General features: G+C 59.9%; 14 protein-coding genes. 4 read left to right on the top strand and 10 right to left on the bottom strand.

The features are described from left to right. The 3 genes from rsfS to M3O22_03745 all read right to left on the bottom strand — a co-directional run. Positions 1–433 (bottom strand): ribosome silencing factor (gene rsfS / locus M3O22_03755; protein ID MDP9195874.1); only part of this gene is annotated, 433 nt, incomplete at its 3' end. A gap of 12 nt (positions 434–445) precedes the next feature. Further along, positions 446–1,081, bottom strand: a complete 636-nt coding sequence (locus M3O22_03750) for a nicotinate-nucleotide adenylyltransferase (protein ID MDP9195873.1) — start codon at positions 1,079–1,081, stop codon at positions 446–448. A gap of 133 nt (positions 1,082–1,214) precedes the next feature. After that, positions 1,215–1,523, bottom strand: a complete 309-nt coding sequence (locus M3O22_03745; protein MDP9195872.1) for a hypothetical protein — start codon at positions 1,521–1,523, stop codon at positions 1,215–1,217. Between the two features lie 588 nt (positions 1,524–2,111). On the opposite strand from M3O22_03745, the gene M3O22_03740 reads away from it, so the two are divergent. Then, positions 2,112–2,450 carry a hypothetical protein gene (locus tag M3O22_03740; protein MDP9195871.1) on the top strand — a complete coding sequence of 113 codons (339 nt, stop codon included), beginning with the start codon at positions 2,112–2,114 and terminating at the stop codon, positions 2,448–2,450. Here the strand turns inward: M3O22_03740 and M3O22_03735 are convergent. The 5 genes from M3O22_03735 to M3O22_03715 all read right to left on the bottom strand — a co-directional run bounded on the left by M3O22_03735 (position 2,429) and on the right by M3O22_03715 (position 5,149). Then, positions 2,429–2,884, bottom strand: coding sequence for an HPr kinase/phosphatase C-terminal domain-containing protein (locus tag M3O22_03735; protein ID MDP9195870.1), 456 nt, complete (start codon positions 2,882–2,884; stop codon positions 2,429–2,431). The genes M3O22_03740 and M3O22_03735 overlap by 22 nt on opposite strands. Next, the gene (galE, locus tag M3O22_03730; GenBank protein MDP9195869.1) at positions 2,871–3,860 is read right to left on the bottom strand and encodes a UDP-glucose 4-epimerase GalE; all 990 of its coding nucleotides are present in this window, start codon (positions 3,858–3,860) and stop codon (positions 2,871–2,873) included. Before galE ends, M3O22_03735 begins: the two co-directional genes overlap by 14 nt. Beyond that, on the bottom strand, positions 3,860–4,375 hold the full coding sequence (locus tag M3O22_03725) for a hypothetical protein (protein ID MDP9195868.1): 516 nt from the start codon (positions 4,373–4,375) through the stop codon (positions 3,860–3,862). Before M3O22_03725 ends, galE begins: the two co-directional genes overlap by 1 nt. 58 nt (positions 4,376–4,433) lie before the next feature. Beyond that, a complete protein-coding gene (locus M3O22_03720; GenBank protein ID MDP9195867.1) occupies positions 4,434–4,880 on the bottom strand; it encodes an RDD family protein in 447 nt (148 codons plus the stop codon). A gap of 65 nt (positions 4,881–4,945) precedes the next feature. After that, positions 4,946–5,149, bottom strand: coding sequence for a twin transmembrane helix small protein (locus M3O22_03715; GenBank protein ID MDP9195866.1), 204 nt, complete (start codon positions 5,147–5,149; stop codon positions 4,946–4,948). Positions 5,150–5,253: 104 nt separating this feature from the next. Between M3O22_03715 and M3O22_03710 the strand changes: the two genes are divergently transcribed. Next, positions 5,254–5,808, top strand: coding sequence for a NifU family protein (locus tag M3O22_03710; GenBank protein MDP9195865.1), 555 nt, complete (start codon positions 5,254–5,256; stop codon positions 5,806–5,808). Positions 5,809–5,820: 12 nt separating this feature from the next. Next, positions 5,821–8,085 carry a mechanosensitive ion channel gene (locus M3O22_03705; protein ID MDP9195864.1) on the top strand — a complete coding sequence of 755 codons (2,265 nt, stop codon included), beginning with the start codon at positions 5,821–5,823 and terminating at the stop codon, positions 8,083–8,085. Between the two features lie 74 nt (positions 8,086–8,159). On the opposite strand, the gene rnhA is transcribed toward M3O22_03705, so the two are convergent. Beyond that, the gene (gene rnhA, locus M3O22_03700; protein ID MDP9195863.1) at positions 8,160–8,612 is read right to left on the bottom strand and encodes a ribonuclease HI; all 453 of its coding nucleotides are present in this window, start codon (positions 8,610–8,612) and stop codon (positions 8,160–8,162) included. Between the two features lie 51 nt (positions 8,613–8,663). Here rnhA and M3O22_03695 point away from each other — a divergent pair, with 51 nt between their 5' ends. Continuing rightward, positions 8,664–9,095, top strand: a complete 432-nt coding sequence (locus tag M3O22_03695) for a GNAT family N-acetyltransferase (GenBank protein ID MDP9195862.1) — start codon at positions 8,664–8,666, stop codon at positions 9,093–9,095. Between the two features lie 117 nt (positions 9,096–9,212). Here M3O22_03695 and M3O22_03690 read toward each other — a convergent pair whose 3' ends face one another. Beyond that, a complete protein-coding gene (locus M3O22_03690; GenBank protein ID MDP9195861.1) occupies positions 9,213–10,316 on the bottom strand; it encodes a hypothetical protein in 1,104 nt (367 codons plus the stop codon). Between the last annotated feature and the right edge of the window lie 679 nt (positions 10,317–10,995).

The following is a 10,995-nucleotide window of genomic DNA, read 5'->3' as shown; positions in this document are numbered from 1 at the left end:
GCTTATACAGGTAGCCCGGCGCCTCACCAAGATCGACCTCGTTGACTTCGGTCTCCCCTGGATCGAGGCAGAACTCTTCGATCACGGTCTCGTAGCCCGCCCCGCCGATGACCGCGTAGTAGCAGCCAGCCGGCAGGTGCAGGATCACGTCGCCGCCGTCCACCAGGACCCAGTCATTCTGCGGCATGCCTTCCAGCTCGATGCGCTTGATGCCGGCCTTTGACAGCTGGTCCGACACATGGTGCGCCAGCGCGCCCAGATGCCGGGCCGACGTGCCCGAGGCAATGACTATATAGTCTGCAAGGCTTGATTTGCCGGCCAGGTCAACAACCACGACCTGCTCGGCCTTGTTGGTGTCCAGCGTCTGGACGATCATGTCCCGCAGGGTTTCAGGGGCGGGAAGGGTGATTTTTTCTTCTGTTACAATGGTCAATGCGCGTCAACCTCATGACCCTGGAGGGGATGATCCGTCGCCCCGGGCGCGGGCCTTGCGGATCGCGGTGGCCGAGGCCGGATGCAGCGGATTGTCCAGAAAGACCCAGGCCGGAGGTTTCATGGCGGACAGTTCCCCGGCGTTCTGCAGGTCGATGCGGCAACCCCTGAAATGCACGGCGGCCTCACCCTCCACCGCATTTTCATTATACTCCAGACGGCGGAAAACCGCAACCGGAACGGTGTGGAAAATGGCTTTCCAGTCCTTCCACTGCGTCACCTGGACAAGGTTTTCATCCCCCATCAGCCACACAAAATAAGTCTCCGGAAAGGCCTGTTTCAGGCCCGTCAGGGTGTCAATGGTGTACCGGGTGCCCAAGGCGCTCTCGATGGTGGTGGGCAGGATACGGGGGTCATTGGCAGTCTTTACAGCGCTCTCCAGCCTTTCAGTCATGGGGGCCATGTCCACGGCGGATTTCAGGGGATTCTGCGGGCTGACCAGCCACCAGACGGCATCCAGGCCCAGTTTTTCCATGGCGTACAGGCTGACCGCCCGGTGGCCTTCATGGGCCGGGTTGAACGACCCGCCCAGCAGGCCCACCTTGCGGCGGCGCCAGCGTTCAGCAGATGCGGGGGACAGGTCTGTCATGGAGCAAGGCTATCATTATTTGTCATCTCCGCGAAGGCGGGGATCCGGTTTCCATACCATACCAGATCCTCCGGTTCCGCCTGCGCCAAGGCTTCGGCGGACAAGGCAAGCCGGAGGATGGCAGGGAAAGTGTTCAGGGTCGGGCTGTGCCGACCGGGACGGCTGGGTTCAGGCCGGCCAGCTCCCGAAGTTCTCGAATTGATGCTTCTGATACCATGCCCAGTTTTTCCAGAATGCTGGCAGCCCGTTCCGGATTGTTGATATCTATACCAGCCACAGGATTGCCCTGGGGAGACTGAGGCTCTTCCCTGCGGGGGGTACAGTCAACCCCGTTTTTTGAAAAAGCATACATCAGGACATGCAGTGTATACGGGCTCCCTGTTATCTGAAGTCCGTGCGGCTTTTTGGGCTGCACCACCACATCCGGCATTGTCAGATTCAACAGTATGCCCTGAATATTGGTTGGAGTCCCGCAGCCGCTGTTTATACCGTTAAGGCAGGATTTCTTCAATGCCTCCAGGATTGCCATGCCGCGGGGAGTATCAGCAACCAGAAGATACTGCGGGAGCAATACAGGGCTTTTCCGGTTGAGAGGTTTTTCTGCCTCCATTAGTGTCACGGCGTCATCTATCCCCTGTTCATTCAGGAAAAACCTCAGGGCAATCATGCCTTCACTGCCCAGGAACAGCATGCTCCCGTCTTTTGTGTGAAAAACCCATACATGACTGGATCTGAACGGAAGAGTCATTTCCATGATGTTTTCCCCTGAAAGATTCAGCAAAATTTCCTGTTGCCGGGAACTGTAGAGCAAAATGCTGAAACTATTTCCGCAAATTTTCAGGTGGCAGGCGCCGGCCGGTGTCCCAGTGTTCTTGCTTTCAGAAGTACTGCAGCAGTATGGTGGTGAAACAGGACTATCAGAAGACAGAAAGGACTGCAGGCATGACAGGTGTTCAGGACGTTCTGGAAGCGATCTTCAGGCAGCTGGGGTTTGAGGCGGGGAATTTTGAATCTTCCGGCTGGGGTCCTTTTGCATCGGCCAGAAACACTGACGTGGAAGTTCGCGTCCTTCTCTAGGGGCCCGGCCAAGGATCCTGACGGACAGTTTGATACTCAGGCGCTTCTGGACAGTTTTCTTGCCGGCGCCGGGCTGACTGCAAAAGCGCGTGTGCAGATTGACGAAATTGACGGGGTCGGGACGGACAGCCCACATTTTTACGCCATAACCCTCAAGGATCCGGGGTCCATGCAGGCTGTTCTCAATGCCTTTGCCGGTGCCACAGGCGACATCAAAAGCGGTCGTACGCCCCGATATGCTGCTTCCGTGACAGGGGCTCAGGAAACCCCTCAGTCGCCGCAGCTGGAATAAAACAGGGTCGGATCTTCTGCCACCCGTGCGATCATCCGGACCCGGGCGCTGGCGGAGGCGTGGAACGGGTTCAGGGAGAACCGGGGAATTTTTATACCCAGGAGGGTTTCAGTCTCCGGCTCCGGCAGGCGCTCGGGCCGGGCGCCTTCGGGCAACAGGTCGATGATGGCCCTGATCTGGACCTCCGGCCGGAAGGGCAGGCGGATAATCCCGAGGCCCCGCACCTCCAGCAGGCCCTGGATGGAGGCCGGGCACCGGGCGTACAGAAGGCCGTCCCGCACTGACAGCAGCACCTGGTCATCGGCCACCAGTTCTGTCCCTGTGTCCATCAGCCGCAGGGCCAGATCTGATTTTCCGCTTCCTGATGGGCCCCGCAGCAGGATTCCCGTCTGGCCGATGGCGATGCATGTGGCCTGAAGTCTATGCGTTGACATGGAGTTTGCGTTCCCATGCCAGCGCAGTTTTCACAATCACATCCAGATCGCTGTAGTCCGGGCTCCAGCCCAGGACGCGGCAGATCTTTCCTGCGTCCGCGACGACAGAGGCCGGATCTCCGGGCCGTCGGGGACCTTCGTGGCAGGGCACGGGTTTTCCTGCTGCCCGGCCCACAGCCTCCAGCACCTCGCGCACTGAATAACCATGGCCGATACCACAGTTGAGGATATCTTCCGGCTTTCCGTCCATCAGGTGGCGCAGGGCCAGCACGTGGGCCCGGGCCAGGTCGGTGACGTGGATGTAGTCGCGGATGGCCGTTCCGTCCGGCGTGGGCCAGTCGGTGCCGAAAATTTCCACCAGCGGGCGTTTGCCCAGCACCGCCTCACATGCCACCTTGACCAGGTGCGTGGCGCGCAGTGTGTTCTGACCGGCGCGGCTCTGGGGGTCGGCTCCCGCCACATTGAAATAGCGCAGGATTATGGTTTCCAGGCCATAGGCCGCGGACATGTCCCGCAGGATCCGTTCCGCCATGGCCTTTGAGGCGCCATAGGGATTGACGGGCCGCAGGAGCGTGTCTTCCGTAACAGCGGCCCCTTCTGCATTGCCGTAGACCGCAGCCGTAGAGGAAAAAACGAAGTGGCGCACTCTGGCTTCGCGGCACGCCATGGCCAGCGCCAGGGTGCCGGCTGTGTTGTTGCGATAATATTTCAGCGGGTCCGCCACGGATTCCAGCACGACGGTGCTGGCGGCCATATGGATGACCGAGCGGATGCCCCGGCTTTTCAGGAGGGAGACCACCAGGGCCATGTCCCCGACATCTCCCGCCACGGCCTCCACATCTGCAGGGACGGCCTGCCGGTACCCTGTGGAGAAATCGTCCAGAACAACTGGTGCAAATCCGGCCTCACGCAGGGCCAGCACCACATGGCTGCCGATATAGCCGGCCCCACCGGTGACGAGAATACGGTCAGCCATCAGCGGGTCCCGAAAAGCTCCCGGATGGCTCCGGGAATGCCTGTCCAGGCGCCGTTCATGACGGACACGGCCACGATGCCTATCACGGCAAGGACAACCAGCAGGATGAGGACAAGAAACCCGCCCCAGATCACAGGGGATATGGGATCAACGCCGCCCATGCGGGACAGCATGGGCCGCCGGTCGCCGGAGAGGCCCATGGCGGCAGAGGCCCACCGGACCTTTTTTCGGGCATGCTGCAGGTACAGCCAGTCTCCGAACAGGCCGAATACGACCGTGGTGACAAAAAACCACAGGACGCCTGAAATGCCGCCCGGAAACCAGAAAAACAGGGTGGCCATGGCATACGGCAAAAACCACAGGTACATGCGCCGGTACAGCAGCCAGAAGCCGGTCAGCAGGGCCGCGGGCCAGTTCCATCCGGTGGACCGGCCGGACAGGGCTATCATGCGCCACCGGGCCAGGTACAGGTCCGCCCGTGGGCCGACGAAGGCGCGCAGGTCGTCTTCCGCCATGTCTGCTGCGGGGCCGGGTCCGGTCCGGGGTGAGGGCTGGTCGATAATCAGCACAGTATCAGGGCTTCCAGATCACGACGGAGCTTGCGACCATGTCATGCAGGGCCCTTTTCCGCTTGCTGAAGGGAACGGTCAGCGCGCCCAGCGACAGGATCAGTGTTGTCACAAGCTTGACCAGGAACCGTGCCAGGGAGCGGGGGATGGAAGGGTACTGCCCGTCCGGCCCCAGGACTTTCATCTCAAGGGCCAGTTTGCCCGGGGTTGCGCCCCAGAACGAGGTCATGACGACCTCCATCAGCGTGTAAAGAACAGCCCAGACAGCCGGAATGGCCCACAGCAGGGTCCAGCCGATATCTTCCCAGGATGCAGCAAGCCGGGGAAGGATCATGAACAGCAAGGCCAGACCGCCATAGACCAGCACAATAAAGACCAGGCTTGAATCGATCATCACGGCGCCAAAGCGCCTCCAGAAGCCGCCATAGGTGAGGCTGTCTGCCTGTATCATGTTTTTTCTCCTGCTCTTCCAGGCACTTCCCGGAGCGGGCAGCATACCGTCCCCGTCTTCTGTATTCAACTCCGTCCGGACAGCCACAGGATCAGGGCCAGGAAGACCAGGGCAAGGCCCTGGAACAGGACGCGCAGCTGCATCAGCCGGTTGCTGCGGCGCGCCGCCTGCTCCCCGTGGCCGCGCATCATGGTCCACAGTCCCATCCCGAGGGATACGGCGACCGCAGCCATGGCCAGAACCATCAGGACGGTGAGAAAGGCTGTCATGGCCTGCAGGGTAGCCGGGCCGGAGGCGGCAGTCCACCGGAATTCTTGACTTTCCGGGCGGCAAAAGCCTATCCACAACGGGATATATATGAATGAGGTGGCCCATGTTCATCCAGACAGAAGACACTCCCAATCCCGCGACCCTGAAATTCCTGCCGGGATGTACGGTCATGGAGACGGGTACGGCCTCCTTTTCCGGGATGGACGAGGCGGCCCGCTCCCCGCTGGCGCAGCGCCTGCTGGCCATCTCCGGAGTTGCCAGCGTTTTCCTGGGCAGTGATTTCATCAGCGTCACGAAAAGCGCTGACCGGGACTGGCCGGTGCTGAGGGCGCCCCTGCTGGCAGCCATCATGGAGCATTTCACCACAGGCCAGCCTGTGCTTCTGGATCCGCAGCAGGCCCTGCCGGAGCACGGAAACCAGGGGGACAACGATGAGATTGCCACCCAGATCCGGGAGCTTCTGGACACGCGCATCCGGCCGGCCGTGGCGCAGGATGGCGGGGATATCACCTTCCAGCGTTTCGAGGATGGGGTCGTTTACCTGACCATGAAGGGGGCCTGCGCCGGATGTCCTTCCTCCACCGCCACGCTGAAAGGTGGTATTGAGAACATGCTGCGGCACTATATTCCCGAAGTCACAGAAGTCCGCGCGGCATAACCGGGATCCTGCATGACCTTTTTGCGTCCCCTGATCCTGGTGCTGTGTATGGCCTGGCTGGCAGCCGGCCTGTCATCGCCTGTCCTGGCCCAGGGCAAGGCGGACAGCCGCTCCGGCAAGGGCAGCCCCACGACTGCGGAACTGGAAGACCTTCTGTCCACGCTGGATGACCCTGTGGCCGCAGGAGCCATGAAATCCAGGCTGCGGACCATGATTGCCGCCCGCCGTACGGACCAGGAGCAGCAACCGTCTTTCAGCGAGAGAATCCTGCAGCGCCTGTCCGGAAAGGCCGCAGAGATCTCGGCGCAGGCTGTTTCCGTGGGCGCGGCGTTTCTTGACGCCCCCCAGGCCATGCGATGGCTGCGCAAACAGGTTTCCGATGACATCACCCGGGACCGGTGGCTGCGCCTTCTGACCGAGCTGGTCCTGATCCTGACAACAGGCTTTCTGGTGAAGTGGGGGGTCAGCCTGGCCCTGAAGGAGTTCCACCGGCTTCTGGCTGACAGGGTCGCGCCAACGCGTATGGCCTTTGCGCCTGTCCTGCTGCTGCGGACGCTGCTGGATATTGTGCCGGCCATTGCCTTTGCGCTGACAGGGCTGGGGATCATGTCCGTCACCCTGCCGCCCGCCGAAATCCGGCTGGTGGCCATGACGGTGATCACGGCCACGGTCATTGTGCATGTGCTTCTGGCCCTGACGCGGTTCCTGTTCTCCCCTTCGTCCGAGTCCCTGCGCCTGGTGCCCGTCAGCGACGAGACCGCCAACTATATCCTGATCTGGACACGGCGCATCCTGGTGGTTGTCGTGTGCGGATATTTCATCAGCGAATCCGCCCGGGTTCTGGGCTTGCCCCAGGCATCGTATCTGGCGCTGCTGAAGATTGTCGGGGCCATTGTGACGGTCATGGCCATCATCCTGATCCTCCAGAACCGGCAGGAGGTGGCACGGCGCCTGCGCGGGATCCCGCGGCCGGCTGCTGCCACAGCGGATGCAGATGCAGATCCGGGGCCCGCACCGGAACTGGCCGGACCCGCGCGGTTCATATACATCCTGTCCCTGCGCCGCAAGCTGGCGGCTGTGTGGCATATCCTGGCCATCCTGTATGTAATCGTGATCTACGGGGTTCTGGCGCTGGAAGTGGAGGGCGGCTTTTTCTGGATTGTCCAGGCCACGGTGGAGACTGTGGTGATCCTGGTCCTGACGCGCCTTGCCATCCAGGTCCTGCGCCTTCTGATCCGTCGGGGATTCTCCGTCTCCCCCGAGCTGAAGGCCCAGTATCCGCATCTGGAATCCCGGGCCAACCTGTACCTTCCCATTGTCGAGAAGATCTTCCGGAATATTTTATGGTTTTTCGCCATCCTGGTCATGGCCCATGCCTGGGGCGTGGACAGCCTGTCCTGGATGGGAACCGCGCCGGGACAGCGGGCGATCTCGGGCGCCGTTTCCATCCTGCTGGTCACTGCCGTGTCCATCGTGGTGTGGGAGGCCGTCAGCCAGTGGATCGAGCGTTACCTGGCCGGCGCCGCCCCCGACGGCAACAGGGTCGAGCGCAGCGCCCGGACCCGTACCCTGCTGCCCCTGGTGCGCAACATGCTTCTGGTGATCCTGGTGACCCTGGTCACCTTGGTGGTGCTGTCAGAGCTGGGCCTGAATATCGCGCCGCTCCTGGCCGGCGCCGGGGTCATCGGCCTTGCTATCGGCTTCGGATCCCAGACCCTGGTCAAGGATGTGATCACCGGCTTGTTCTTCCTGTTCGAGGATACTGTTTCCGTGGGCGATATCGTGCGGGTCAGCGACGAGCATTCCGGGGTCGTCGAGGCCATGTCCATCCGCACCCTGAAGCTGAGGGATTTCAGCGGCGCCGTCCACACCATCCCGTTCAGCGCGGTGACCACGATCACCAACATGACCAAGGATTATTCATACGCGGTGTTCGAGGTGGCCATCGGCTTCCGGGAAAACGTGGAGCGGGTCGTGGATCTCATGCGCGAGGCCGGGGTGTCCCTGATGAAGGACGCCATGTACACCATGGATATCCTGGAGCCCATCGACATCCAGGGACTGGAGCGCTTTTCCGACACGGCCCTCATCATCAAGGCCAGGATCAAGACACGGCCGACCCGTCAGTGGGCTGTCATGCGGGCCTTCAACCTGCTGCTGAAAAAGATGTTCGATGAACAGGGCGTGGAGATTCCATGGCCCAACAGGGCGGTGGTCCTCGAGACCGGAAAAGGCCGCCCGTCTGTGCCGGAAGTGACGGGGGATACGGAAGCCTGAAGACAGAAACCAGAACTTTTCCCCCTCCCAACGGGAGAGGGTGGACTTGCGAAGCAAGGCCGGGTGAGGGGACTTCAGACTTCTGACTTCAGGATCCCCTGTCGCGCCAGCACGTCGGCCCGCTCGTTCTCCGGGTGCCCGTCATGGCCCCGGACCCAGTGAAAGGTCACCGTGTGTTTCCGGCAGGCCTCGTCCAGCCGCTGCCAGAGGTCCACGTTTTTCACGGGCTTCCTGTCCGCCGTCTTCCAGCCCTTGGCTTTCCAGCCATGGATCCAGCGGGTGATTCCGTCGCGCAGGTACTGGCTGTCGGTCCACAGGTCCACCTTCACCGGCCGTTTCAGGGTCTCCAGCGCCATGATGGCGGCCATCAGCTCCATGCGGTTGTTGGTGGTCTGCGGTTCCCCTCCTGACATTTCCCGTTCCTGCCTGCGCCAGCGCAGGACAGCGCCCCAGCCTCCGGGACCCGGATTGCCCCGACAGGCGCCGTCAGTGTAGATTTCCACAGTGTCGGGAGAGGGAGTGTTCATGGGGAACCACTTCTATCCATTTTCCGGAATACGGTAAACAGGGGGCTTTTCGTGCTTCAGATTTCCAGGGCATCGACGCAGTACGAGTATGCGGCCTGTATCTACATCCGCACCATGGTGACCATTGTGCCCCAGGTTTTTGATTTCCATGAGGAAATCGACAGGACAGAAAACGAGGCTGTGTCTTTTATCGGATGGCTGGACAAGGCCCCCACAGCAACAGCCCGCTACAGGATTCTGGATGGGGGTACAGGAAAACTGGAGCGTGTGGCCATTATGCCGAAATATCAGGGTATGGGTTTCGGAAAAGCGATTGTTTCCTGGACCCTGAAAGAGCTTTTTTCAGACGGCGCAGTTTCAGCCTGCAGGGTCTGCGCCCAGACACACGCCCATGGTTTTTACAGAAAATTTGGCTTTGTTGCTGTGGGTGATCCGTATGATGTCCAGGGCGTGCCGCATCAGGACATGATCCTGAACGGGTGATGGGGCCTGAAGAGTTGCCATTCCGGTGAAAACCGGAGCACTTCCCAGTGTTCTGCTGAAAAGTGCCCCGGTTCCCGTCACCGGAAGATCCTGTTCCCGGACAGGATCAGTGCCGGGTTATGGCAGCAGGCGGTCAGCAGCAATGGCGGTGGCTGCGGTGTCCGGGACAATGCATGTTCCCGATCCCTCATCAAACTTTGCGACAGGGAAAGGCACAAGCCGGCCGGGCAGTTCATCCGTGTAGAATCCGGAGTTTCTGGCAAGATCCAGAATCCTTGTCCTGGCCTCTTCAGCTTCTGCAGGATTTCCTTTCGGCAATCCGAAACCTGTGAGGCCTTGAAAAAGCTGCGATACTGTGCCCGGATCTGCTCCGTGTTCTATCAGAAAAGGCGTCATCCCCTCTGCAGGGAATTTACGGAACTCGTCTGTCCCCTCACACATGGCGCCGGCCAGGGCTTCCTGGAATTCAGGAGTATTGTTTCCTCTGGAAACGAGGGACGTTGCAGGCAGAAGCCTCTGGGCCAGATCTGTTACTTCTGTGACAGGGTTGCCCCGGGCTTTCATGCGCCAGACCATGTCATCCCACACGATGCCTGCCACGGCACTTCCCTGTGTCACTGCCACTTCAATGGAAGCAGGGTCATCCTGCTGCCCGGGCGCATAGAAATAATTCCGCCCTTCCTGATATCCCATGCCTTTCAGAACTTCCCCGGTGGCGAACGTTGCAGAAGCGCCCTCCATCAGCTGCGGGTCCACGACAGCTATCCGGGGGCGTTGCCCCATGACCTCTTCCAGGGTTCTGTCCCGATCGGATATGACAAATCCTGCCGCCATACGATAAACCAGAGGGTTGCTGATCTGCAGGTTCTCAGCCCCCGGCGGCAGCAGGTCTGGAGGAAGAAGGTAATATGTCCAGGCAAGGCCCGCAGGATCCAGGGCGGCCATATTCACATCCCCGGCAGAGACAGCATTGAAGTTTTTCCAGCCCGTAGAAAATTCCACGACATTGAGGACAAGATTGTACTCGCGGAAAGCCTGGCGGGAAGCTACCAGAAGGGCAAGGTCCTGGGGGGTATGCACGCCAACGGTCAGTGCGGTCAGTTTGTCCAGAGGTCTGGCCTCCCTGTACCCTTCAGGCGGCTTTCTGTCATCGCTGCATCCTGTGGCTGAAACTGCTGCTGTGGCCAGAAGGGTGGCCAGATGTCTTTCATGCTTTTTCATGTTCTTCCTTTTTTGATTGCAAGGCTAAGAAATCAGCCGACGCGACAATAAGCTGTCTGATAACAAACAGTAAGAAGTTTTTTCACACAGCAACTATAAGTTGTAAAATAAACTAGGGAACTTTCCTTGCCGGTGTGTTGCAGAATCTGCTCTGGCGCGACAGATCAGGCTTTGAAAGGTTGTCCGGAATGAGAGGAGGGGTGGACTGCAGGGAACAGTCCTTGACATAAGGATCATTTTCCTGTACGAAGGACTTCGGTCTTTTTCGTGGAGGTCAAACGTGCGTACGGTTCCGGGTGTTTGTTTCTCTTTCTGTCATCAATTTTATTGTCATCCTGAAGGAGCGACAGCGACTGAAGGATCTTTTTCACAGCTGTCTGCAAGGATCCTTCGCCTTTGGCTCAGGATGACAGGAACGGAAACGGGCAATCCTGACCACCACACAATGATAACAAATGATAACTTTTGTTTACGTATTCAAAAAACAGTCCACAGCACTCCTGCCGGAAGGGTGCAGTTAAAGGCCCGGAAAACCGGAAAAACAAGACAGGTAAAGGATTCCGGTGGTGGGATTATGGTGCAGTTAATGGGCAGTTATGGAACAGGATCCGGGAAGGGGCGTCCATGGCAAGGGACAGTGACTTGCCTGTTGCTCCGGGACTCTGGACGCGATATAGAT

Source organism: Pseudomonadota bacterium (assembly GCA_030775045.1).
Taxonomy (GTDB): Bacteria; Pseudomonadota; Alphaproteobacteria; order JALYJY01; family JALYJY01; genus JALYJY01.
This window is presented reverse-complemented; position numbering and strand designations above follow the sequence as displayed.